The organism is Alkalihalobacillus sp. FSL W8-0930 (assembly GCA_037965595.1).
GTDB lineage: Bacteria > Bacillota > Bacilli > Bacillales > Bacillaceae_D > Alkalicoccobacillus.
Window position 1 is genome coordinate 1,734,938 of sequence record CP150183.1, and the last position, 25,289, is coordinate 1,760,226.

28 protein-coding genes are annotated in these 25,289 nt (G+C 40.7%); 27 read left to right on the plus strand and 1 reads right to left on the minus strand.

All coding sequences use genetic code 11. The features are described from left to right. Positions 1-25: 25 nt before the first annotated feature. The 22 genes from NSQ54_09265 (at position 26) to NSQ54_09370 (ending at position 20,214) form a co-directional block, all read left to right on the plus strand. The gene (locus NSQ54_09265; GenBank protein ID WYP28262.1) at positions 26-802 is read left to right on the plus strand and encodes a protein-glutamate O-methyltransferase CheR; all 777 of its coding nucleotides are present in this window, start codon (positions 26-28) and stop codon (positions 800-802) included. A 115-nt stretch (positions 803-917) separates the two neighbouring features. Beyond that, complete coding sequence (aroC, locus tag NSQ54_09270) at positions 918-2,090, plus strand: chorismate synthase (GenBank protein ID WYP28263.1); 1,173 nt, start codon at positions 918-920, stop codon at positions 2,088-2,090. Positions 2,091-2,092: 2 nt separating this feature from the next. Beyond that, entirely contained in the window at positions 2,093-3,166 is a 1,074-nt protein-coding gene (aroB, locus tag NSQ54_09275) for a 3-dehydroquinate synthase (GenBank protein ID WYP28264.1), read from the plus strand. Between the two features lie 11 nt (positions 3,167-3,177). Further along, the gene (gene aroH, locus NSQ54_09280; protein WYP28265.1) at positions 3,178-3,555 is read left to right on the plus strand and encodes a chorismate mutase; all 378 of its coding nucleotides are present in this window, start codon (positions 3,178-3,180) and stop codon (positions 3,553-3,555) included. A gap of 256 nt (positions 3,556-3,811) precedes the next feature. After that, positions 3,812-5,323: an anthranilate synthase component I gene (gene trpE / locus NSQ54_09285; GenBank protein ID WYP28266.1), complete on the plus strand. Its 1,512-nt coding sequence runs from the start codon at positions 3,812-3,814 to the stop codon at positions 5,321-5,323. Next, entirely contained in the window at positions 5,316-6,344 is a 1,029-nt protein-coding gene (gene trpD, locus NSQ54_09290; GenBank protein ID WYP28267.1) for an anthranilate phosphoribosyltransferase, read from the plus strand. Before trpE ends, trpD begins: the two co-directional genes overlap by 8 nt. Further along, a complete protein-coding gene (gene trpC / locus NSQ54_09295; protein ID WYP28268.1) occupies positions 6,337-7,092 on the plus strand; it encodes an indole-3-glycerol phosphate synthase TrpC in 756 nt (251 codons plus the stop codon). Before trpD ends, trpC begins: the two co-directional genes overlap by 8 nt. Further along, a complete protein-coding gene (locus NSQ54_09300) occupies positions 7,093-7,743 on the plus strand; it encodes a phosphoribosylanthranilate isomerase (GenBank protein WYP28269.1) in 651 nt (216 codons plus the stop codon). Further along, a complete protein-coding gene (trpB, locus tag NSQ54_09305; protein WYP28270.1) occupies positions 7,730-8,935 on the plus strand; it encodes a tryptophan synthase subunit beta in 1,206 nt (401 codons plus the stop codon). Before NSQ54_09300 ends, trpB begins: the two co-directional genes overlap by 14 nt. Then, positions 8,925-9,728: a tryptophan synthase subunit alpha gene (gene trpA, locus NSQ54_09310; protein WYP28271.1), complete on the plus strand. Its 804-nt coding sequence runs from the start codon at positions 8,925-8,927 to the stop codon at positions 9,726-9,728. The genes trpB and trpA overlap by 11 nt, the downstream gene beginning before the upstream one ends. A 41-nt stretch (positions 9,729-9,769) precedes the next feature. Then, a complete protein-coding gene (hisC, locus tag NSQ54_09315) occupies positions 9,770-10,879 on the plus strand; it encodes a histidinol-phosphate transaminase (protein WYP28272.1) in 1,110 nt (369 codons plus the stop codon). Positions 10,880-10,904: 25 nt separating this feature from the next. Then, positions 10,905-11,999 (plus strand): prephenate dehydrogenase, encoded by a 1,095-nt coding sequence (locus tag NSQ54_09320; protein ID WYP28273.1) that lies wholly within the window; start codon positions 10,905-10,907, stop codon positions 11,997-11,999. Positions 12,000-12,277: 278 nt separating this feature from the next. After that, a complete protein-coding gene (locus tag NSQ54_09325) occupies positions 12,278-13,231 on the plus strand; it encodes a hypothetical protein (GenBank protein WYP28274.1) in 954 nt (317 codons plus the stop codon). Positions 13,232-13,251: 20 nt separating this feature from the next. Beyond that, complete coding sequence (locus tag NSQ54_09330) at positions 13,252-14,502, plus strand: tetratricopeptide repeat protein (GenBank protein WYP28275.1); 1,251 nt, start codon at positions 13,252-13,254, stop codon at positions 14,500-14,502. A gap of 116 nt (positions 14,503-14,618) precedes the next feature. After that, positions 14,619-15,176, plus strand: a complete 558-nt coding sequence (locus NSQ54_09335) for a ReoY family proteolytic degradation factor (protein ID WYP28276.1) — start codon at positions 14,619-14,621, stop codon at positions 15,174-15,176. 53 nt (positions 15,177-15,229) lie between these two features. Next, complete coding sequence (locus NSQ54_09340; GenBank protein WYP28277.1) at positions 15,230-15,679, plus strand: DUF2487 family protein; 450 nt, start codon at positions 15,230-15,232, stop codon at positions 15,677-15,679. Positions 15,680-15,826: 147 nt separating this feature from the next. Then, positions 15,827-16,318 (plus strand): ubiquinol-cytochrome c reductase iron-sulfur subunit, encoded by a 492-nt coding sequence (locus NSQ54_09345; protein WYP28278.1) that lies wholly within the window; start codon positions 15,827-15,829, stop codon positions 16,316-16,318. Positions 16,319-16,333: 15 nt separating this feature from the next. Further along, complete coding sequence (locus NSQ54_09350; protein ID WYP28279.1) at positions 16,334-17,005, plus strand: cytochrome b6; 672 nt, start codon at positions 16,334-16,336, stop codon at positions 17,003-17,005. A 39-nt stretch (positions 17,006-17,044) separates the two neighbouring features. Continuing rightward, positions 17,045-17,830, plus strand: coding sequence for a c-type cytochrome (locus NSQ54_09355; GenBank protein WYP28280.1), 786 nt, complete (start codon positions 17,045-17,047; stop codon positions 17,828-17,830). Positions 17,831-17,948: 118 nt separating this feature from the next. Next, positions 17,949-18,545: a DUF1405 domain-containing protein gene (locus tag NSQ54_09360; GenBank protein ID WYP28281.1), complete on the plus strand. Its 597-nt coding sequence runs from the start codon at positions 17,949-17,951 to the stop codon at positions 18,543-18,545. Between the two features lie 75 nt (positions 18,546-18,620). Continuing rightward, the gene (locus NSQ54_09365; GenBank protein ID WYP28282.1) at positions 18,621-19,433 is read left to right on the plus strand and encodes a sporulation protein YpjB; all 813 of its coding nucleotides are present in this window, start codon (positions 18,621-18,623) and stop codon (positions 19,431-19,433) included. Positions 19,434-19,539: 106 nt separating this feature from the next. Then, positions 19,540-20,214 carry a zinc metallopeptidase gene (locus NSQ54_09370; GenBank protein WYP28530.1) on the plus strand — a complete coding sequence of 225 codons (675 nt, stop codon included), beginning with the start codon at positions 19,540-19,542 and terminating at the stop codon, positions 20,212-20,214. Positions 20,215-20,519: 305 nt separating this feature from the next. On the opposite strand, the gene NSQ54_09375 is transcribed toward NSQ54_09370, so the two are convergent. Beyond that, the gene (locus NSQ54_09375; protein ID WYP28283.1) at positions 20,520-21,389 is read right to left on the minus strand and encodes a YitT family protein; all 870 of its coding nucleotides are present in this window, start codon (positions 21,387-21,389) and stop codon (positions 20,520-20,522) included. Positions 21,390-21,838: 449 nt separating this feature from the next. Here NSQ54_09375 and sda point away from each other — a divergent pair, with 449 nt between their 5' ends. From sda to bshA, 5 genes are all read left to right on the plus strand, one after another. Continuing rightward, a complete protein-coding gene (gene sda, locus NSQ54_09380) occupies positions 21,839-22,009 on the plus strand; it encodes a sporulation histidine kinase inhibitor Sda (protein ID WYP28284.1) in 171 nt (56 codons plus the stop codon). A gap of 205 nt (positions 22,010-22,214) precedes the next feature. Continuing rightward, positions 22,215-23,015: a 4-hydroxy-tetrahydrodipicolinate reductase gene (gene dapB, locus NSQ54_09385; protein WYP28285.1), complete on the plus strand. Its 801-nt coding sequence runs from the start codon at positions 22,215-22,217 to the stop codon at positions 23,013-23,015. Between the two features lie 12 nt (positions 23,016-23,027). Continuing rightward, positions 23,028-23,420: a methylglyoxal synthase gene (gene mgsA, locus NSQ54_09390; protein ID WYP28286.1), complete on the plus strand. Its 393-nt coding sequence runs from the start codon at positions 23,028-23,030 to the stop codon at positions 23,418-23,420. Between the two features lie 16 nt (positions 23,421-23,436). Further along, the gene (gene bshB1 / locus NSQ54_09395; protein ID WYP28287.1) at positions 23,437-24,147 is read left to right on the plus strand and encodes a bacillithiol biosynthesis deacetylase BshB1; all 711 of its coding nucleotides are present in this window, start codon (positions 23,437-23,439) and stop codon (positions 24,145-24,147) included. 3 nt (positions 24,148-24,150) lie between these two features. Beyond that, positions 24,151-25,287, plus strand: coding sequence for an N-acetyl-alpha-D-glucosaminyl L-malate synthase BshA (gene bshA / locus NSQ54_09400; GenBank protein ID WYP28288.1), 1,137 nt, complete (start codon positions 24,151-24,153; stop codon positions 25,285-25,287). Positions 25,288-25,289 lie beyond the last annotated feature (2 nt).

A 25,289-nucleotide genomic window follows, 5' to 3' on the forward strand; every position in this document is an offset into this window, starting at 1 on the left:
AAAAGATCAAGAAAAGGGAGACATCATGAGCAGCAACGACTACGAGCGATTTATTCATGCAATGAAACAAATGACCGGGATTGATTTAGCCTCTTATAAAGAAGCTCAGATGAAGCGAAGATTAACTTCGTTTAGAGAGAAAAAAGGATATGCTGATTTTGATTCTTATGTAAAAGCGATGAAAGGCAATCAGGCGTTACTTGAGGAATGTCTTGAGAGAATGACCATTAATGTGTCTGAGTTTTTCCGAAATCGTTCGCGTTGGGACGTATTAGATCAAACGATTATTCCATCGTTGCTACAATCGACGCGATCACTTAAAACGTGGAGTGCAGCCTGTTCATCTGGGGAAGAACCTTATACGCTTGCAATGACTTTACAAAAACACCTCTCTCCAAATCAATTCACTGTTCTAGCATCAGACTTAGACCGAGTGATTCTTGAGCGAGCAAAATTAGGTTTATACGGAGAGCGTTCGATAAAAGAAGTCCCAGAAGAGATGCTACATACATATTTCACTAAAAAAGAATCCATTTATGAAGTGGATCCTACCCTCAAAAAATATATTACGTTTAAGCAACAGAACCTATTAACCGATTCGTTTGATTCAAACTATGATTTAATCATTTGCCGGAATGTCATGATTTATTTTACAGAAGAAACAAAGCATACGCTTTATCAAAAATTTAGTCGTGCGCTGCGTCCAGGTGGGATATTGTTTGTTGGGAGTACCGAACAAATTTTTAATCCTGATACATACGGTTTTAAAAGTAAGGAAACCTTTTTCTATGAGAAGGTATAGTTTGAATGTAAGAAAAAGCATAGGGACAAGACAGACATCTAAATCTATGTTATAATTTAACGCATAAAAGCGATAAAGAATTTAGTGTTGGTTATTCGAATAGGAGGAAGTACAAATGAGATACTTAACAGCAGGTGAATCGCACGGACCACAACTTACAACCATAATAGAAGGCCTTCCAGCTCAACTGGAGCTTTTGGCTGAAGATATTAATACAGAGCTTGCAAGACGTCAAGGAGGATATGGACGCGGTCGTAGAATGCAAATTGAAAAGGACCAGGCTCAAATTACAAGCGGAGTGCGTCACGGGAAAACAACGGGAGCGCCGATCGCTTTAGTTGTTGAAAACAAAGATTGGACGCATTGGACAAAAGTAATGGGTGCAGAACCGATTTCTGAAGATGAAGAAAAGGAAGTAAAACGTAAGCTGACTCGTCCAAGACCTGGACACGCAGACTTAAATGGAGCGATTAAATACGGTCACCGTGATATGAGAAATGTACTTGAGCGTTCCTCAGCACGTGAAACGACTGTTCGTGTTGCAGCAGGAGCAGTCGCAAAAAAAATTCTAAAGACATTCGGAATTGAAGTAGCTGGTCATGTGCTTGAAATCGGTGGAGTTCGTGCAGTTGATACGGATTACACGTCTGTAGAAGATCTAAAAGAACGTTCGGAGGCTTCTCAAGTACGTTGCTTGGATGAACAAGCTTCAGAACAAATGATTGCAGCCATTGATCAAGCAAAACAAGACGGGGATTCAATAGGCGGAGTGGTTGAAGTTGTTGTTCAAGGAGTACCAATTGGACTAGGAAGCCATGTTCAATATGATCGTAAGCTTGATGCAAAAATTGCGGGTGCCGTGATGAGCATTAATGCCTTTAAAGGTGTTGAAATCGGGATTGGTTTCGAGGCAGCTAGGTTACCAGGAAGTCGTGTTCACGACGAAATTCTTTGGAACCAAGAAGACGGGTACACTCGTAAAACAAATAATCTTGGCGGTTTTGAAGGTGGAATGACGAATGGTATGCCAATTGTCGTTAAGGGTGTGATGAAACCTATCCCAACGTTATACAAACCACTTCAAAGTGTTGATATTGATTCAAAAGAGCCATTCCAGGCAAGCATTGAGCGTTCTGATAGCTGTGCAGTTCCAGCAGCATCCGTTGTAGCTGAAGCGGTCGTTGCCTGGGAAGTAGCCAATGCACTTCTTGAAACATTTGGAGCTGACCGAGTTGACTCAATTGCTGAAAACATTCGTCGCCATAATGAAGAAGCAAAGGACTTTTAATGATGAAAACAGTGCCAGTAGACATTGAACACCATGCTTACAAGGTTTATCTTGATAAGGGACTCAGGTTTCGTGTTGGTGAGTTATTAAAAGAAAGCTTAGGTGAACAGCCATCTTCACTCTTTATCGTGACTGATTCTACGGTAGCTCCTTTATACTTAGAGGATGTTCTTAGTGGATTACCAAAAGAGTTAAACGTTACGAGTGTTACGATTGATAGTGGCGAGCAGTCTAAATCATTTAAAGAATATGAGTACCTTTTAACAGAAGCGTTAAAAGCTGGTCTTGATCGTAAATCTGTTTTGATTGCTTTAGGTGGAGGAGTGGTTGGCGACATCGCTGGATTTGTCGCTGCCACTTACATGCGAGGCATTCGCTTTATTCAGATGCCTACCACATTGCTTGCACAGGATAGTAGTGTAGGTGGAAAAGTGGCGATTAATCATCCGCTTGGGAAAAACATGATTGGTGCGTTCCATCAACCTGAAGCTGTGTATTATGATACTGAGATGTTAGCCACTCTTCCTGATAAAGAGTGGAGATCTGGATTTGCTGAAGTCTTTAAGCATGGTTTAATCCTTGATGGACCGTTTTATCAATGGTTAGGTGATCACGTTCAACAGCTACCGATTCAGGATCATTATATGAGTGAATTATTGGCTCGTTCCATTGCAATTAAAGCAGAAGTGGTTTCAAAGGATGAACGAGAACAAGGAATACGTGCATATCTTAATTTAGGTCATACGCTAGGTCATGCGATTGAATCAGTCTCTGGGTATGGCGCAATCACACATGGTGAAGCTGTCGTCATTGGGATTGTATTTGCAATGAAGATTAGTGAAAAGCATTATCAAACGGATCTTAAGATCTCAGACTTTACCAAGTGGGTAGAAGGTTTAGGGTATGAAACCAAGATTCCAAGCCAATTAGATCGTCAAATGCTTTTAGAAGCGATGAAAAAAGATAAAAAAACAGAAGCAGGCTCAATCCGAATGGTTTTACTCAAGAAAATTGGAGAAGCCTCAGTTGAAAAAATAGACGAAAATCTCATTCTATCATTCTTAAACGAGCAGTAAGGAGGCACGTAATGGTTAGAGGAATACGTGGCGCAACAACCGTGAAGGTTAATCAAGAAGACGATATCTTAAATGAAACAGAGCGTTTATTTGTAGCGATTGCAGAACACAATGAAATTGATCCAGAGGACGTAGCGCAAGTCCTAATTACAGTTACAGACGACTTAAATGCGACATTTCCTGCAAAAGCAATGCGCAGACTGCCTGGCTGGGATTTTGTTCCGGTAACGTGTGCAAAAGAAATTAATGTTCCAGGAAGCCTGCCACAATGTGTACGCATTTTAATGACGGTTAATACATCTAAGACTCAACAAGAGATTCATCATGTGTATTTAAATGAAGCCACTAAGCTTAGACCTGATTTAATAAAAACAAGTATGAATAGTTGACGAATAAAAGTGTTCAAGGTACAATTTACAAAAGTGTACGGACCAGAGGGTCTGTAGCTTCAGTTGAGAGTTTAGTTGAGATTTACCCATTAATGAGAAGAGCTGAGATGAGAAGAGCAGAGCTTGAGCAGAGACGAGATTCTTTTACCAATGACACGTCCCTGAGCTAGCCTCAGTGGGCGTTTTTTTATAATATCTGCCTCATTCCTCCTTCGTTTTTTCCACTTCAGCCCTCATAATTTGAGGAGCGAGAGACATGAAACACACTTCCTATGAAACATTCAAAGAAGCTTTTCAGACGTACAAAACGGTTGTCTATTCCGCACGTTATTTCGTTGACGGCTTAACACCAATCCATATTACTCAGCAGCTTCATGATCAAGTTGCTTTTTTACTTGAAAGTAGAGATGACGAGTCTTCATGGTCACGCTACTCGTTCATCGGTTTAAACCCACTTTACCAGTTAAAAGAATTATATGGAAAATATTATACATTTAATCAAAGTGGTCATCCAATTATAGAAGAAGACTCGTTTAAGGAAGCGTTGGACGTCACGATGAGTTATCTACATGTAGAGCCAGTTGATTTGCCAATTCCTTTTCGAGGAGGCGCAGTTGGGTACATGAGCTATGATGCCATTGAAACAATTGAACCCAAGTTAAAAAGAGATAGCGAGAATGCAGTCCCTCATTACCACTTCTTATTTTGTGAAACCATGCTTGCCTATGATCATGTGCAAAAAGAGTTAATTATTATGGTGCATTTGCCAGTAGAGGAGCAAACAGATTCAAAGTCTCTTTATAAAGAAGGAGAACAAAAAGTAGCAACCGTTCTTGGGCAACTTGAGAAATCTGTTTCACATTTTTCTCCAACGGGTGTTCCTGAAAACCATACAGACGTATCGTTCGATGGCGTTGAATCAAATTACACGAAGCAGTCGTTTATGAGAGATGTTCAGATTATTCAGGATTATATAAAAGCGGGGGATGTGTTTCAAGCCGTCTTATCGCAGCAATTTACAATGCCCGTAACCGTTTCTGCGTTAGATATTTACCGAGTGTTACGTTTAATTAATCCTTCACCTTATTTGTTTTATCTTCGGTATGATCAGCTTGAAATTGTTGGAAGCTCGCCGGAACGACTTGTTCAGGTTCAAGATCGTCATGTTGAAATTCATCCAATAGCAGGTACAAGGCCGAGAGGAAATACACCTGAAGAAGATAAACGATTAGCAGAGGAGCTTCTTGCAGATGAGAAAGAGCGAGCAGAGCATTACATGCTTGTAGACCTTGCGAGAAATGATGTTGGCCGTATTGCCACCTATGGCTCCGTTAAAACACCTAAATTAGTAGAAATCGGATTGTTTTCACATGTAATGCATATTGTCTCAAAAGTAACTGGAGAACTGCATGCGGATACACAACCATTAGAAGCACTCATGGCTTCATTTCCTGCAGGTACCGTTTCAGGAGCTCCTAAAATCCGAGCGATGGAAATTCTTCAAGAGCTTGAGCCTACAAAACGAGGCATCTACGCTGGTGCCATTGGCTACCTAGGATATGACGGCAATATTGATTCATGTATCGCTATTCGAACAATGACCATTCAAAATGGAAAAGCAATGATTCAAGCAGGGGCTGGTGTAGTGGCGGATTCGGATCCGGAATCTGAGTACAAGGAAACGCAAAACAAAGCGAAAGCGTTAATCCGTGCCGTTCAAGTAGCTGAGTCCATGTTTCAAAAAAAGGAGGCATCTCATCATGTTTAAACAATTCCTTGAAAAATGTGCAGAGGGTCAATTCTTAGATGAACATGAAGCTTATGCGGCGATGGACCTAATTATGAAAAATAAGGCTGAAGTTAGTCAGATTGCTAGTTTAATTAGTATGATGAGACTTAGAGGTGAATCAGTAGACGAATTAGTTGGATTTGCACGAGCGATGAGAGCACACGCCATTTCCATACCTCACCAGGTAAAAGGTGTTCTTGATACATGTGGCACGGGGGGAGATCGCCTTGGAACTTTTAACATTTCAACAGCAGTCTCATTTGTTGCAGCAGCTGCAAGCGTCCCTGTTGCAAAGCATGGGAATCGAGCCGTAACCTCTAAGAGTGGTAGTGCTGATGTGCTTGAGTATTTAGGGATTAACATTCAACAGACGCCAGTAGAGGCGGCGAATGCACTTAGTGAGAAGGGCTTAAGCTTTCTATTTGCTCCCCTTTACCATTCTTCTATGAAATATGCCGCACCTGCAAGAAAACAGATTGGCTTTCGGACCATTTTTAACTTGTTAGGTCCACTTACGAATCCTGCTGGAGCGCCTCATCAGTTAATTGGGGTTTCAGGTAGAGAACATGCATTAAAAATGGGTGAAGCGATTCGAAGATTAGGAACCACTCATACCGTCCTTGTAACAGGCAAAGATAATCTAGATGAGTGCTCTGTCTATGGGACCACTCAAATTGTCGACGTGATTGGAGACACAATCCAGGTGTATGAGCTTGATCCACAGGAAGTGGGATTAGACGCGGGTGAGCTATCAGATATACAAGTGGAAAGTGTTGAACAAAGTGCGGTATTGATTCAACAAGTGTTTGAAGGATGTGCAAATCAATCAGCTACATCCACTGTGTTATTAAATGCAGGAGTTGCCTTATATGCGGCAAATCACGTTTCATGCATTCAAGAAGGTGTTCATAGGGCTCGAGGTCTACTTGAGTCAAAAAAGGTGTTAGCTTTTATGTCAGCTTTAAACACACAGCAGCAGGGGGATTTTAAACATGCTTGAGACTATATTGGAAACAAAAAAACAAGAGTTATTATCACTTGAGTTACCACCGACACAACAGGTGACAAAAAGATCTCTGTACAGGGCATTAAGAGAGCCAAACCGACAAGTAGGGTTGATAGCAGAAGTGAAAAAAGCTTCACCATCAAAGGGATTAATTCGAGAAGATTTTCAACCTGTGGAGATTGCTCAAGCATATGAAGCGTCTGGAGCAGATGCGATCTCGGTTTTAACTGATCAACAATACTTTCAAGGACATCGTGATTATTTAACAGCCATTAAGAAAGAAACAACCATTCCAGTTATGCGCAAAGATTTTATTATTGATGAACAGCAAGTAGAAGAAAGTGCACGCATCGGGGCAGACGCCATTTTACTCATAGCTGGAACAGTGACGGATGAAGCCTTACACGAGCTGTATCAATCTGCTCATCATAAAGGGATGGAGTGTTTGGTTGAGGTTCATGCTGCTGATGAGCTTACACGGTTACTTGAGGTTTTTACTCCACAACTAATCGGTATTAATAATCGTAACTTAAAAACATTTGTCACATCTCTCAAGCAAACAGAGGAGATTGCTAAAGGAGTACCAGCGGGCACAATGTTTGTAAGTGAAAGTGGTATTCATACTCCAAAAGATCTTAATCAAGTGAGCCTTGCGGGAGCTTCCGCAGTACTCGTAGGAGAGTCTCTTATGCGCGCAGAATCTCCGAATCTTGGAATCAAGTATCTTTTTGGAGAAAAATAGATGAACCCTTTACTCAAATATTGTGGGAATCGTAGTGAGGACGACCTTGCTCTTACAAAGAAAAGTAAAGCCGACTATTTAGGATTTGTTTTCGTTCCAGGTACAAAACGATTTGTACGGGCAGAAGAAGTCAACAAGTGGTTAACGAAACATCCTGATACAAAGCAGAAGGTAGTCGCATTATTTGTGAATGAATCAACTGAGACGATTACATCGGTTTGCAACACCTGTCCGATTGATATTATTCAATGCCACGGTACAGAATCAAGTACAACAATTGCTGAAATTAAACAAGCAACTCAGAAAGATGTTTGGAAAGTGATTCATCATCACGATCACGGCGTATCACAGATGAAAGAATATGAGGGGATTGCAGACGGTTATATTATTGACACGAAAGTATCAGGAAGTTGGGGAGGAACCGGTCAAACCTTTGATTGGGAGAGTATACCTGACTATTTGAATGAAGGAAAACGTCAGTCTGTTCCTGTTTTTATTGCGGGTGGAGTGAATGCAGAGAATATAGCCATACTCGCTCGCTATAAGCCCGATGGCATTGATCTATCAAGTGGATTAGAGAGAGACCATAAAAAGTCACAAGAAGTGATTAGAGAGATAGAGAGGAAGTTGTTCAGAGATGACGAACTATAATCCGGATGAAAATGGACGCTTTGGAGAATTTGGTGGTAAATATGTGCCTGAAACGCTAATGAGTGTCATTGAAGAGCTTGAACAAGCCTTAGCAGAAGCCATGGATGATCAAGCGTTTATTGATGAGTACCATGAACATTTACGTGAATACGCAGGGCGCCCTACAGCCCTTTCCTATGCTAAAAATATAAGTGAACAGATTGGCGGGGCGAAAATATATTTAAAACGTGAAGATCTGCTTCACACAGGTGCTCACAAATTAAATAATGCAATGGGTCAAGCACTGCTTGCAAAGCGGATGGGGAAAACAAAGATTGTCGCAGAAACAGGTGCAGGTCAACATGGCGTGGCAACGGCAACGATTGCGGCTCGTTTTGGTTTAGAGTGCAAAGTGTTTATGGGAACAGAAGATATTGAACGCCAGGCACTTAATGTATTTCGAATGGAATTACTTGGAGCAGAGGTGGTTCCCGCTGAGTCTGGAAGCCGTACGTTAAAGGATGCTACAAATGAAGCCATCCGCTACTGGGTTGCCAATGCGGAAGATACTTTTTACTTAATTGGTTCGGTTGTTGGTCCACATCCGTATCCAAAAATGGTCCGTGATTTTCAACGAATTATTGGAGATGAAGCAAAACGTCAGCTTCTTGAAGCAGAAGGGTGTTTGCCTTCTGAAATTATTGCCTGTGTGGGTGGCGGAAGCAATGCAATCGGTACGTTTTACCCTTACTTAGAAGACGATGTTGTCCTTACTGGCGTTGAAGCGGCAGGCCTAGGTGTCAACACCGATAAGCATGCTGCGACGATTACCAAAGGAACGCCTGGAGTGATTCACGGCTCATTAACCTATTTAATACAAGATGCGGCCGGCCAAATTATTGAGCCTTATTCCATTTCTGCCGGACTTGATTATCCAGGAGTAGGTCCCGAGCATGCGTTTCTTGCCAGCGAGGGGCGTGTGAACTATAAATCAGTAACGGACCAGCAGGCTCTTGATGCCTTAAGCCGACTTGCAAAAGAGGAAGGTATCATCCCAGCGATTGAATCCTCCCATGCATTAGCGATTGCCTTTGAACATGCTGCAAATCGTTCAAACGATGAGATTATTCTTGTTTGTTTGTCAGGTAGAGGAGACAAGGATGTTCATACCATTCGCAAACATTTACAAGGAGGGGACGATCATGAGCAGTGAGCGTTTGCAAAATCAATTAAATCAAGATAAAGAACTATTTATTCCATTTATTACAGCCGGTGATCCAACTCCCGAGGTTACGATTGATCTCGCGCTTACATTGCAGGAAGCTGGAGCCTCCATTCTTGAGCTTGGCATTCCTTACTCTGATCCATTAGCCGATGGTCCAACGATTCAAGCTGCGTCCAAACGAGCGCTTTCAAATGGTATGAGTTTAACGGATGCTCTAAAACTTGTTCCAGAGATGCGAGATAGAGGGCTAACAATTCCTGTCATCATTTTCACGTATGTGAACCCTCTATTCCAATATGGCATAAAGCGTTTTACGGAAGAAGCAGCCGCATTTGGAGTAGACGGAATCTTAGTCCCTGACCTTCCTTACGAGGAAAGCGATCAACTTAGTCAGTATTGTGAAAACGAAAATTTGTCGTTAATCTCGCTTGTAGCCCCGACATCTAAAGAACGGATCAAAAAAATTGCTAGTCGTGCTCAAGGGTTTTTGTATTGTGTATCTTCCTTGGGAGTAACAGGTGCACGAACGGACCTTGATCCACGTATTGAATCATTTTTAAAAACAGTAAAAGAGGCAAGTGAGGTACCAATAGCTGTTGGTTTTGGCATTTCAACAAGGGAACAGGTACAAACCATTCAAGGGCTAGCAGACGGAGTGGTCGTAGGAAGCGCGCTTGTTGAACAAATAGAGAAACAAGGGGAGAGTCTAAAGAATTCTGATGAAAAAGAATTAGCGCTTCAACGTATTAAATCATTTGTCAAAGCACTCATTTCAGAGTAACATAGTCTAAGTAGATACTTAGACGATAAAGAGGTGCAATGATGCAGGCTAAACCACAGCTCTACGGACTGCCCGCTTATAAGCCGGGTAAGCCAATTAGTGAAGTAAAAGAAGAATTAGGACTTGAGAAAGTGATCAAACTCGCATCAAATGAGAATCCTTATGGTTCGTCTGAACATGCGAAACAAGCGATTATCGATGCTGTTAATCATTCCGCGATATACCCAGACGGTTATTCCGGTGAGTTACGAAATAAGGTTGCGAATCATTTAAATGTGAACGTAGACCAATTAATTTTTGGAAATGGAACCGATGAGGTCATTCAGTTTCTTTGTCGTGCTTTCTTAACACCAAACGATAATACGATCACGGCAGATCCGACTTTTTCTCAATATAAACTAAATGCGGCCATCGAAGGAGCAGAGATTCGTGAAGTTCCTTTAACGAAGACTGGAGAGCATAATCTAAATGAGATGCTGAATCAAATTGATGAGCATACTAAAATTGTTTGGGTGTGTAATCCAAACAATCCATCTGGAAATTATATTGGAAAAGAAGAATTTGAACACTTTTTAAGTCAAGTACCTGAGCACGTAATTGTGGCAAGTGATGAAGCGTATATTGAATACACAGTGGCAGAGGACTATCCTAATACAATTCCATTATTAAACAAATATAAAAACCTAGTGATCCTACGTACATTTTCTAAAGCGTATGGACTTGCATCACTTCGAATTGGATACGGGGTTGCGCACCCTGAGTTAATTCAAGTGATGGAACCTCTTCGCCCTGCTTTTAATACAACGGCTTATGCTCATGCAGCAGCTATTGCAGCACTTGAAGACCAAGAATTTGTTCAACAGTCAGCTAAGAAAAATCGAGTAGAACTTGAAAAATTCGAGGCATTTTGTCAAAAACATGACTTGTTCTATTATCCTTCACAAACCAATTTTATCTTAATTGATTTAGAGATGCCTGGGGATGATATTTTTGCGTATCTTTTGTCGAAAGGATATATTACACGTTCGGGACAAGCACTCGGCTTCCCAACATGCATCCGTATCTCAATCGGTTCTGCAGAAGAAAACGCGGGTGTATTACAGGCACTAGAAGATCTAATACAAGATCACAAACAAGGATCTGAATCATAGGAACAAAGATGTTGGAGTGAAATGGATGAAGCGTGAAGTAGTAGTGATTGGGCTTGGATTAATCGGAGGATCCATTGCCCTTGGAATTAGAAAAGAACATGATGTAAAAATGGTCGGCTTTGATATCAATGATGATCAAGTCAGAATGGCCGTGTCGCTCGGAATTATTGACGAAAAAGCCGATTCTCTTGAATCAGCTGTAGCTACAGCTGATTTAATTGTACTTGCTGTACCTGTAGCAGCCTCAGAAAAGCTTTTAACAGATATGTTAGACTTTACATTTAAAGAGGGTGCCATTATTACAGATGTAGGAAGCACCAAACAAACCATCTGTACAAAGGCAAAGGAACTACAAAATAAAGTATCCTTTGTTGGCGGTCATCCAATGGCAGGCTCTCATAAAAGTGGTGTGAGCGCAGCGAAAGTACATTTATTTGAAAATGCGTTTTATGTGTTCACACCTGATGAGGCGACTTCTCCACAGGTATTAGATATGTTGAAGGATTGGCTTAAGGGGACTAAAGCCACGTTTCTTGAAATGTCACCCGAAAAACATGATGAAATTACAGGAGCAATCAGTCACTTCCCACACATCATCGCAGCTAGTTTAGTGCATCATGTTGAAACAGAAGAAGATCGGAATCCAAATGTGACAAGACTTGCAGCTGGAGGATTTCGTGATATTACACGAATTGCTTCCTCAAGTCCTGAAATGTGGCGTGATATCTTACTTCAAAATCAGTCGGGTTTACTAAGACTTCTTAATACGTGGGAACTGGAAATGCAAAAAGTCCGGACTCTGCTCGAGTCACGCGACAGCGAAGGTATTTTTACTTATTTTGAGCGGGCTAAACACTTTCGTGAAAAGCTTCCAGAGCGAAAAAAAGGGGCGATCCCTGCTTTTTACGATTTATTTGTTGATGTACCTGACCATCCAGGTGCCATTTCTGATGTGACGAGCATACTTGCTCAGTCTGACATCAGCTTAACAAACATTCGAATTTTAGAGACACGTGAAGATATCATGGGCGTACTGCGCTTAAGCTTCCGTTCTGAAGAAGACCGTGAGCAAGCAAGAGAACAGCTGGGACTTCATACATTTGAAAGTTATACATTATAACATTTTGCCTCTAGGGATAATTTCCTTAGAGGCTTTTCTGCATAAAAAAAGCCCTGTTATTATAGGCGATAGCGCTTACAATAACAGGGTCAGCAAATGTGCTGATTCAATAGTATGGATAGGAGTGGAGAGAAACCATACGCTTAACCTTTATTATATAGAAAACGCTTACATTGTCAATACATCTTTAAAAAAAGTCTTTAATAATTTTTGTTCTCTTCTTTCTTCCGCAAACATAGCTTGTCTTAATAACGATTTTATCGTAAGGAGGCAGGCCAATGTATTTGTTAAACGAAGCAGTAAGAATTAAACATGGTCAAGTTTGCAAGCTTTCTTACGTAATCAAAGAGGGCAAGGTTGATTATATTAAAGAAAGAATGCCTTACTGGAACAAATGGCGAGTAGACTCATCCTCTTTTGTACTTGCGCCTAGCAAAGTAGGATTTGAATCCTCGTTTTTAACATCGGATCAAACGATGAATAGAGCTCAGATGGAGCGTCAGTGGCTAAAACGTGGAGTGACAACGCTAGCATTGACTAAGGACGCTCACAGTGAGAGATCTCTTCCAGAGGCTTTTTACAGGGCACACGAGCAAATGCTCGGAAGCACTCTCGATTATGTAATTGGTATGATGATCCCCTTACGACTGTTAAAACCGTCTCTTCTATATCAATGTCGTCGTTTAAAGATCCCATTTTTACAAATCATGATAGAGGAAGATACGTTAAGTCAACTACCTTGGAGTCATTTGGCAGATGCGTTAGTGAGTTATCAAACCATGCTTTTACCGCATTTTAGTGGACAGGCTTCTAAAAACCGAGGAATAGAGCGAAAGTGGAAGGATTATTGTACTCAATATGGAATATCTACAACAGGCATAGATGAGGTCTGGACAAAGGAAACGCTACAAAAAAGTGGATTATATCCAACAAAAGGCGAGCTTTTAATCGGAAGCGATGCCGATTATCTATTGTTCCATCAGCATGTAGAACATTATCCGACTAGGCGAGCCCGAATGGTTGCGGCAAGCGATAATCTTGATTATGATAGGGATGAGCCAGCAATCGTTGTTCGTCGTGGACACGTATTAAAGGCTGGTCCATCCTGTTTCCTAAATAATCAGGGGAACCCAATGAGTATCGCTAAGCCTAGACGTTTATTGTCGATTGAATATGCGACGTCCACAATAGGCATACAGCACGTGCAGGATGAGTTGAATCGAGTAATATAAATGGAGGATATGATTAGTACATGACTATAATTAAAGAGGCGATTCGCGCAATTGAAGCAGGACAGACCGAAGAAGGGTTAAAAAAGCTTGAACGCGCTAGTCAAACCGATAATCATGAAGATAAATTTACAGTAGCTGAGCTTTTTTATGAGTTAGGTCATACACAAAAAGCACAAGCCCTACTTGAAGAATTACTGGTTTTATATCCTGACGAGGGGAGCTTGTCTGTTTTTTCGGCTGAGATGATGATTGATGATGATCGAGAAGATGAAGCGATTGAAATGCTTCTTGATATCGCGCCTTCAGATGAATCTTACTTGCAGGCACAAATCTTATTAGCTGATTTGTACCAAATGCAATCGTTAGATGAGGTAGCTGAGCAGAAGCTTCTTGCGGCTAGTGAGCATGCACCTGATGAGGTCATTATCACATACGGTCTTGGTGAGTTTTACCTGGAAAGAGGAGATTACGCAAAGAGCATACCGTACTTGAAAAAAGCGGTTCATCATAAAGAAGACTTAAAAGGAGTGCCCGTTGAACTCAAGCTTGCTGAAGCTTTTAGTGCAACAGGAGAATTTGAGGATGCATTACACTACTATCAACGGGGTATAGATGAATCAATGACACCTGACGCTCTCTTTGGGTTTGGCTTTACGGCGTATCAAGCGGGAGATATGACAGTTGCTATTGAACAACTTGAAGCTCTAAAATCACTGGATTCTGATTTTACAAGCTTGTACCCTTATTTAGCAAAAGCGTATGAGTCTGAGAACCGATTAACAGAAGCACTTGAGGTTTTAAAAGATGGAATGTCTGCGGATGAATTTAATGATCAACTTTACTTGCTGGCAGGTAAGATTAACTTTAAACAGCAGGATCCCATTCAAGGGGAGACAAATCTTCGTCAATCTCTTGCATTAAATCCATCTAATATGGAAGCTCTTCAAACACTGGCAGCGTTCCTTCGCCATGATGAACAATTTGAGGAATTACTTGAGCTTTGTACCCATGCCAGGTCATACGGTGAGGAAGACGCGATGCTCGACTGGTATGAGGCCTTTGCCTTACGTTCATTAGACGAGTATGAGAAAGCTTATCCATTGTATGAAGAAGCGTTACAGGCATTTAGCGACGATGTAGATTTTCTTGAAGAATACGCTCACTTTCTTATGGAATATGGGAAGAGAGACTTGGCTTACATGTACTTTAAAAAGCTTCTTGAACAAAAGCCTGAAAGAACGGATATCATTGAACTGCTTGAGGAATTCTAAATTATCGTAACAAAAAAGAGGATTTTCTTTGATTCGCACAGAAATGTAGAGTATACCTAGTAACTTGTTTCAAGTGTAAAATGAGCTGTTAGGTTGATCTTAAAGGAGGGGACGGAATGGGAAATACGATTCCAGTTGTTGAAAAGAAGGACTTTCTAAAAAGCTTCTTAAAACAGTATGAGCTTAAGCGTCGGGAATGCGCATGGCTGTTAAACTACCTCATGAGTGATGATAACTTAATGGAACGAGTTCATTTTATTGAACAAGCTGAGCAAACACCAAAAGCTCTTGTTATATCAGCTCAAGGTGTAAGCACCATACCCTTTTCATTTAGAAAAAATCAGCATGTCACCACCGATGCTGAGAAAGCATTTCACGATATTCGTTTAAATCAAACGGAAGAAATCTATATTGAACTTCATTTCAAAGGGGCAAAAAGCTACTCGTTATACCTTGCCGTGCTAGAAGATAATCCATATTTACCTGAGAATCAAAAACGGGCGGAAGTGATGGAGAATGAAGCAGAGCAGCTGCTTTCTCATTCATTATACATGTTTAACCGCTCAAAGCTCCTAGAGCAGATTGATCAAGCTCTTGATACGCGAGACCAGACATTGTTCAATCAATTCACGGAAGCGTTGCGTCTGTTGGATGCTGAGCATAAAGGCACGTAGAAGGCTCTCAACTGAGAGCCTTTTGTTTTATATAGAAAAAGGAGTGAATAAAGATGAAATGGTCATCAAAAGACATTCAAGTTTATCAGAAAGAAAAAACGTACATTGATACGGTATTAATTCCACTTATGCCTCTAGCTTTTCAAAAGGAACAAACCAAAGCTGTACTAGCTAGTGAATATATTGAAAGCATCTCTATGGAGCTAGAGCGCATGTATCAGGGAAGAATACTTCTTAGCTTACCCTTTACCTATTATTCTGGTGAAAAAAAAGAAGAGAAAGTGAATCGATTAGAATCGTGGATAGAGGCTTGGAGAGAAGATGGAGCAAAACATATATTATTATTAACGAGTGATTCAAATTGGCGTGATGTTGATGTATCGGAGCGGATTGAGTGGGTACCAGCTATTCAGCTACATGGACTAAGCGCCAAGGACAGAGCAAATCTTAGCGCAGATGTGGCTCAAGATTTGTCTTCAATTTTAACAAAAAAGTGGTTATAAAGTCACATTTATATGAAAACGGAACCAAACCTCTCGTGATGAGATATTGCGCTATGAAACCGGTTGTAGTATCATTACATTGTCCTAGTATTATTTCGTTTTATGTCCAATGATTGGGCTTACAATCTGTTGGTAGGAGGGAGAACCGTGAGCGAGAAAGAGCACAAAGTGTCAAGACGACAATTTTTGACGTATACGCTTACAGGTGTTGGTGGATTTATGGCAGCAGGAATGCTAATGCCAATGGCAAGATTTGCCCTTGATCCGGCTCTAAAAGCAAGTGCTGAATCAGACATGCACTATGTGTGTGATCTAGATGACTTGACTGAAGAACCACAACGATTTGTTTTTTCGTATGATCAAGTAGACGCCTGGTATGAGTCAGAAGTGCAACATGAAGCGTACATATTTAGACAAGGTGATGATGTAATCGCCTTATCCTCTTCCTGTACTCATTTAGGCTGTACAGTAGCGTATCAGGAAGATCAAGGAGAATTTGCTTGTCCATGTCATGGTGGAAGATTTGAGAAAAATGGTAAAAACGTACCGAATTTACCTCCACAGCGTCCACTGGACAGGTTTGAAGTGTTAGTTGAGGATGGACGAGTATCAGTAGGACAAGTGAATCAGCAAACTTAGTGGGAGGCGTAGTGGATGCTTCAAAAAATTTATGATTACGTTGATGAACGTCTAGATATTACGCCTATGTGGCGAGATATCGCTGACCATGAAGTGCCTGAGCATGTCAATCCTGCTCATCATTTCTCAGCATTTGTTTATTGTTTTGGTGGATTGACATTTTTTGTAACAGTTATTCAGATCTTATCTGGTATGTTTTTAACCATGTATTATGTTCCTGATATTATTAATGCCCACGCTTCCGTTTATTATTTACAAAACGAGGTAGCATTTGGTGTCATTGTACGAGGAATGCATCACTGGGGAGCTAGTTTAGTCATAGTTATGATGTTCTTACATACATTACGTGTCTTTTTCACAGGTTCATATAAAAAACCGCGTGAATTAAACTGGGTTGTAGGTGTATTAATTTTCTTCGTAATGTTAGGTCTTGGTTTCACCGGTTACCTACTGCCATGGGATAACAAAGCGTACTTCGCAACGGTCGTTGGACTGCAAATTGCTGAAAGTGTGCCAATTATCGGTGACTTTACAAAAACATTGCTTGCAGGTGGAAATATTATTGGCGCGGCTACGTTAACTCGTTTCTTTGCCATACACGTATTCTTTTTACCGGCAGCACTTCTTGGGTTACTTGGAGCTCACTTCTTTATGATTCGTAAACAAGGGATCTCTGGACCGTTGTAAGAACAAAACATGTGATTCCAGGCTAAAGGAGGGAACAAGATGCATCGAGGAAAAGGAATGAAATTTGTTGGAGATTCCAGGGTAAAAGTGAATGGCAGAAAACCAAACATTCCAAAGGATTACTCAGAATATCCTGGTAAAACAGAGGCATTCTGGCCAAACTTCTTATTACGTGAATGGATGGTAGGTGCGGTGTTTTTAATGGGGTACTTGTGTTTAACCGTAGCACACCCTGCACCACTTGAAGGATTAGCTGATCCAACAAACTCTGCTTATATTCCGTTACCTGACTGGTACTTCTTATTTTTGTATCAATTATTAAAGTATACGTATGCTTCCGGAGATTACAATGTCCTTGGAACGGTTATTATTCCAGGGGTTGCGTTCGGTGCGCTTTTACTTGCCCCATGGCTTGATACAGGCAAGGAACGTCGTCCGCAAAGAAGACCAATTGCTTCGTCTATGATGCTGCTTGGTGTGATTGCAACGATTTTCCTAACATGGGAAGCGGTTGACCAACATGACTGGGTAGCTGCTGCCGAGCAAGGTCAATTAGTTGAAGAAGGTGACGTTGACATCAATATGGAAGCCCAGGGCTATGAGATTTATCAAAGCCAAGCGACTTGTTTAAATTGTCACGGGGAAACATTATCGGGGACGGCAATGGGACCAAATCTTCTTGAAACAGAGAAGTCTGTAGAAGAAATTATTGATGTGATTCATAATGGTCAAGGTGCGATGCCTGCTGATCAGTTTGAAGGCTCAGAAGAAGAGCTTGAGATTTTGGCAGATTACATTGCAAATCATGGCGATGTAGAAGAATAAGGGTATAATAAGGATGTCTGCATAATCCAAATTAGGTTGCTGGTTCAAGCTAGCGTCTACCTTGTGATTGTAGTAGGCATCTTTTTTATTTTACCTGAACATGAAAGAAGGGTATCCTATGTTTCTTCCGATTTTAGCTTATTTCAGAAAGCCGTATGTCCTTATTTTACTTCTATTGATTAACGTTCCTGGTACCATCTATGGTTATGTATGGTACTGGAATCAGTTAAAAGCGACACCGTGGTATTTCACGCCTTTTGTACCAGATAGTCCAACAGCCAGTTTGTTTTTTGTCTTTGTCCTTGTTGCTTTTCTCTTGAAAAAAAATTGGCCTATATTTGAAGCGTTAGCTGGTGTCACTTTAATAAAATACGGGATTTGGGCAGTGGTGATGAATAGTTCATCTGTTATAGCTGGTGCACCACTTACGTCAGACATCATTATGTTGAATCTTTCTCACGCTGGAATGGCCATTCAAGCACTGATCTATGCTCCGTATTTTCGTATAAAGCCATGGCACTTAATCGTAGCTTTAATTTGGACTGTACATAATGACATCATCGACTATGTATTTGGAATGTTCCCGTGGTTGTCATCTGGTCTTATGCCGTACCTTTCACAAATCGGATATTTTACGTTCTGGCTTGGTTTGTTTTCCGTTGGATGTATCTATTGGTTATGCATTCGTAAGGACCGGTTGCAATTGACGATCTAGTGCGGTTGGGTATAGAATTCCTGGTCTACTCTTGTCCTACCATTCATAGGATGTAAGGAATGGGGGAGGGATACTGTGCGACACTTGAAGGGAATCTTACTTTTTCTTATTTTCTTTGGATGGTTAGGGGGACAGAGCGTACAAGCAAGTTCTGAAAACCATTGGACCGATGTAAGTAAAACAGCCGATCTAGTTTTACAATTAACAAAGCAAGAAAATTTATCTGAGGCCAATCAAATACTTGAATCATTTAATCATACATGGCAAAGCGTTAATCATGAGCAGTCTCCTTTTTTTGATACAGAGAGTGAACAAGCCATCTCTCTAACGTTGCAACAAGCACAAGTGGCATTACAATCAACAGATATGGAACAAGTAGAGCGAGTGGACCGAGTCACAACGTTTAGACTGGCTGTTGACGCTGTTTCAAATAATAGTCAACCCCTATGGCTTTTGAGTGAAACATCGCTACTCAGAGCAGCAGAGGAACTTAAAGTAGTTGCGGAGGATCAAACAGCTGACGTTTTTTATCAACAATTAAATGAAATTAATCGTCAATATCAAGTGATTCGTCCAGCTTTATCAATTCAAGCAGCTAGTGATTTATATTTCATTGATACTCAATTGGATACATTTTTATCTTCAAAAAAGCAGCTGGATGTAAGTGCTAGAACGGCATATGCCGCACAACTGCAAGAAGATATTCAAACAATGTATGAAGAATATGATCAAGAAGAAGCAGACCCATCCTTATGGTGGATGATCTTTACGATTGGTGGAATGATTATAGTATCTCTTTCTTATGTAGGTTGGAGAAAGTACGCGGCCTCTCATGTGAAACAGGAAGAGAAAGAAAAGGAAAAAGAGAAAGAAAAAGAGAAAATGTAACTCGTAGTATGTAGAAGTCTTATACTTTGACTTTCCCTGACGTTTTGCGTACACTATAATCATATAGTAATTCCAGGTAAAAGGATGAGGTGAGTGTACGGTGTCAATTACTTTTCTTGTTTATTTTGCTTTAGTGCTCATTATTCCGATATGGGCAAGCGGTAGAGTGAAAAAAGCGTATAACAAATACTCTCAGGTTCGTAATTCAGCTGATATGACGGGAGCAGAGGTTGCTCGTAAGATCCTTGATGATAATGGATTATACGATGTGCGAATTGAAGAAGTAAAAGGTCAGCTTTCAGATCACTATGATCCTCGAGCTAAAACCGTTCGTTTGTCCTCTGAGAACTATCACAGACCATCTGTGGCAGGGGCGGCAGTGGCAGCACACGAGGTAGGACATGCGATTCAGGATGCTGAGAATTATTCGTTTCTAAACTTTAGAAGCGCGCTTGCACCAGTTGCAAGCTTAGGATCAAATGCTTCCTTTTTCTTCTTAATTGCAGGCTTGATCTTCTCCATATCAAATCTCGTTTTTGTAGGGATCATCTTTATGGCGGCTGCAGTATTATTCCAGCTCGTCACCCTACCAGTTGAATTTAATGCAAGTAATCGTGCGATGGAGCAAATGGTTTCATCCGGTATCATTCGAAACAACGAAGAACGCGAAACGAAAAAAGTACTAAATGCAGCCGCTATGACCTATGTAGCTGGTGCGCTAGTCGCTTTACTTGAACTTGTACGTTTTGTTCTTATGTTTATGAATATGAACGACGATTAATTGTGAAAGATTCTGGGACCAAACAATTAATTGCTTATGAAAAACGAACATAGCATCTAATGCGCTTCAGGAGAATCCCTCGCTTTCAGCGGATACGGCATCAGCCCCTTTCGCGGAAAATACGCCGCTCCAGTGTCTTCACCACGTATTTTACTGCAGGAGTCTCGGGTTCTCCTTCCGCTCGTTTTCATAAAAAAAATGGCGAATGATTCGATCATAGAATCATTCGCCATTTTTAAATTGAATTTTAGTTAGGTATCAATCGCATTTTTATCATTAAATCGATAGTCAAATTTTAAAAATGATTATAAATGCAGTGGCTGCTTGTTCTCATCCAAGGTAAAGCCTTCTCCGCTCACATCTGTTACATTACTAATGGTGACAAAGGCATGTGGGTCTATCCGTTGAACAAGGTTCTTAAAACGTGCTAGCTCGTTTCTTGCGACAACGCAATACAATACATCTTTTTCAGAGCCCGTAAAGCTTCCAGTCCCTTTTAAAGAGGTCGCACCCCGTCCCATTTCTCGTAAAATAGCCTCAGAAATATCAGGAATTTGCTCAGAAATAATAAAGGCCGCTTTGGCGGAATACGCTCCTTCTTGAATAAAATCAATCACTCGTGCAGCGATGAATACAAGAACTAATGTGTACATCACCTCACGATAGTTAATGTAAAGAAGTGAAGTAGCAATGACACATGCGTCAAACACAAACATCGTACGTCCAATACTCCATCCAAAGTAACGCAGACAAAGCTTAGCGATAATGTCTACGCCTCCAGTTGTCCCGCCGTATCTAAAAACAAGTCCTAATCCAACACCGATAAAGGCTCCAGCAAATAATGCTGCTAATGTTAAGTCATCGTGAAGCGGTATGTAAACCAATTGAAACCGTTGAAATAAGTCCAAAAAAACAGAGACTGCAACGGTCCCTACAATCGTATATACAAACGTTGTTCGACCGAGTAATTTCCAACCGATAAAAAATAATGGGATGTTTAAGACTAAATTTGAAATGGCCGGATTAAGATTAAAAGCATAAAACAAAATAAGAGTAACTCCAGTAAATCCACCATCAGCTAATGAATTTTCCATATTAAAATAGACAAGACCAAAAGACATAAGTGCGGATCCAACAATCACAAAAAAGAGATTGCGGATATGTTGATAGATCATGATTCTCCTCCTTTACCTTTCATTACTCTATATAACATTTTAAAAAAAAGCTAGCTTTCATGTGAAATGATCTCGTTTTACATCCATTCGTTTCATCATATAGATCATTTATGAGAGCGAGGTGGTCACTCTTGAAACAGTACTTTTCATTATTTTTTATTTTATGCTTAAACAGTCTTACCTTTACAGGTGTTATTTGTATAATTATAGCAAAATGGACAGTGATCGATCGAAATACTGGAATAGTAGTGATAATTATATGCTTTGTACTTGGTTTGTGGAATGTGGTAGCGCTAATCGACCTCATATATGGTCGACGAAAGAACTGAAATTATTTCAGATTGATGTCAAATTAATTTCATTTTTATTATTTTCTATTAATTAGGTTTTAAGTCATGTTAAGTTGGGAAAAGAGACAGTATAAATTTTTGTAGAAAAGAGGTTAGACCGTGGACAAATTTTTATCCGTCGAAGTGTTAAGGGCTGCGTATCGGCAGGCTATATTAAACGATCATGATCAAGATTTTATTCAATTAATCCGTGAAGAACTAATGAAAAAGGAAGCGGATTCATCTGATATAACGCTCATTCAGTTTGAACATGTTATGGAAAAAGAATAATCATACCCCTACGTACATAAACCTATTTAATCGCCTGCTTTGCTCCTAATTTAATGGAGCGGGTGGGTTTTTTAGTATATTCAGTGCGTTCGGCATGTTTATATAGCTATACAATTGCGAAATGGCACGTAATTCGCTAACATGGTAAATGAACAAACAATACATAATTGATTGATGTGAAAGTTGTAAAAGAAGGGTGATACAGATGAACGATATAAAACTTGTCATAGCAGGACCTAGAGGAAATATGGGGCGTGAAGCCGTTAAATTAGCCGAGGAAACGGAACATTTTACGTTGGTTGCAGTTGTTGATTCTAAACATAATGGAAGTCGTCTATCTGAAGTAGAAGGAATGCCTGAATTAGACATTCCTGTTTATACGGATATTAAGCAATGCTTTACGGAACAACAACCAGACGTACTCATTGATTTAACCTCACCTGAAATTGGGAAAATTCATCTTGAAGCTGCGTTAGATCATGGTGTTCGTCCGGTGATTGGAACTACAGGTTTTACGCAAGAAGAAATTGATCGTTTGCGTACAAAGGCGGAAGAGAAAGGGATTGGCGCGATCATCGCTCCTAATTTTGCGATTGGCGCCATTTTAATGATGAAATTTGCTCAAACAGCAGCTCGTTACATGCCTGATGTCGAAATCCTTGAGATGCATCACGATAGAAAGCTTGATGCTCCATCAGGAACCGCTCATAAAACGGCTCAATTGATCTCTGAAGTAAGAGAAGCGAAAAAGCAAGGCCATGAAAATGAAACAGAAGATATGCAAGGAGCGCGCGGTGCAGAGATGGAAGGCATGCGTATTCACAGCATTCGCTTACCAGGGTTAGTTGCACATCAAGAAGTTATTTTTGGTGGACCTGGTCAAACTTTAACGATTCGTCATGATTCCATTAATCGAGCGTCCTTTATGCCAGGTGTACGTTTGTCTGTGGAAACAGTACTTTCATTAGATACATTGGTATACGGATTAGAACACATTATTGAGTAGAGGGGATAAAACATGAGAATCGCACTTATTGCTCACGATAAGAAAAAGGATGATATGGTGGAGTTTACACTTGCATATAAAGATATTTTAGCTGAACATGAATTGTATGCGACGGGAACCACAGGTACTCGTATTTCAGAAGCCACGGGTTTATCTGTTACATTATTCAAGTCCGGCCCTTTAGGCGGAGATCAGCAAATTGGTGCACGCGTTGCTGAAAACTTATTTGACTTGATCATTTTTTTGCGCGATCCATTAACGGCACAACCGCATGAACCAGATGTTACAGCCCTTGTTAGACTTTGTGATCTGCAGTCGGTCCCACTTGCAACGAACTTAGGGACAGCAGACATTTTAATAATAGGTCTTAAGAATGGTGATTTTAAATGGCGGGAAGTTTTGTAAAAGAAGGAATGAGACGATGGATTCACTTGATATCCTAGCATTCGGTGCACATCCGGATGATGTTGAGATTGGAATGGCAGGCACACTTGCGAAATATGCAAGCTTGGGGAAAAAGGTAGGAATATGTAATTTAACAAAGGCTGAATTGTCTTCAAATGGTACAGTAGATATCAGGCAACAAGAAGCAGAGGAAGCGGCTAAGCATATAGGTCTGACAACACGTTTACAGCTTGAACTGGCGGACCGAGGATTAAGTCTAAATGAAGCAGAAAGTTTAGCTGAAATTACGTCTGTCATCCGTACATATAAGCCTAAAATTGTGTTTGCGCCAGGAAGTCCTGACCGGCACCCTGACCACGTTCATGCTGGACGATTAGTTCAAGAAGCTGTTTTTAATGCACGTATTTACAAATATCAATGTAGCGAGAACTTGCCAGCGCACAAAGTTCGAGACGTGTTCACTTATTTTATTAATGGGTTAGCGCAGCCGGACTTTGTGGTGGATATTGCTGAATGGACTGAGCATAAGAGAAACGCACTTGGCGCGTATAAGAGTCAGTTTGAACACTCCGCAACCTCAGTGGAAACACCACTTAATACAGAGTATATTCAAAGCGTGGAAGCAAGAGACAAAGTGTTTGGCAGCCAAGCGGGTCTTCAGGTAGCTGAAGGGTTCCAAACGGTTAAACCCTTGGTTGTCTCAAATTTACTGGAAGGGAATCAGTAACAGATGAAGTATCGCATCGGAATTAGCTGTTATCCTACGGTCGGCGGATCAGGAGTTGTAGCCACGGAGCTTGGGAAACAGCTTGCAAGCAAGGGTCATGATGTTCATTTTATCACTTCGAGTATTCCCTTTCGGTTAGACCGGGTGTATCCAAACGTCTATTATCATGAGGTGCAAGTGAATCAATATGCAGTTTTCCAGCACCCTCCTTATGATTTAACGTTAGCAAGTAAAATGGCAGAAGTGATAGACCGAGAAAAGCTCGACATTTTACATGTTCATTATGCTGTGCCTCATGCCATTTGTGCGATTTTGGCGAGGCAGATGGCTACGCATCCTGTAAAGATTGTTACCACATTGCATGGAACAGACATTACAATCTTAGGTGTCGATCAATCATTAAAACCGTTAATTAAGTATGGAATTGACGCATCTGATGCTGTCACAGCGGTATCAGATGATTTAATCAAACAAACCTATGAATTAGTTCAATCATCTAAGGATATTCAAACCGTTTACAACTTTATAGATGAGTCGCAGTATCATCCGGTAGAAACAGGTGACTTAAAGAAACGGTATGGAATTGAAACGGATGAGGCTGTATTTATTCACATCTCTAATTTCCGACCGGTGAAACGAATTCAGGATGTGATTAAAAGCTTCTCGCTTATCCACCAATCCATTCGAGCCAAATTGCTCTTAATTGGGGACGGTCAAGAGCTTCCAGCTGCAAGAGAATTGATTAGCGAGCTCGGTTTGGAAGAGCAGGTGCTTGTTCTTGGAAGTCAAAAGCATTTAGCTGAGCTTCTATCCATTAGTGATGTAATGTTGTTGCTTAGTGAAAAAGAGAGCTTTGGCTTAGTTGCACTAGAAGCGATGGCTTGTGGTGTACCTGTGATCGGCACAAGGATCGGAGGAATACCTGAAGTCATTAAAGACGGTGAAACCGGTTTTTTATGTGAAGTTGGAGATGTTGACGATGTCATGAGGCGAGCGATTCAGCTAGTAGAGGATCCAAGTACACTTCAACAATTTAGAGAAGCTGCGATGCAGGATGTGATTAAACGATTTAATGCAGATAAAATCGTAGCTGAGTATGAAGACATTTACCGAGTTGTATTAGCGGAAAGGAATGAGTAACT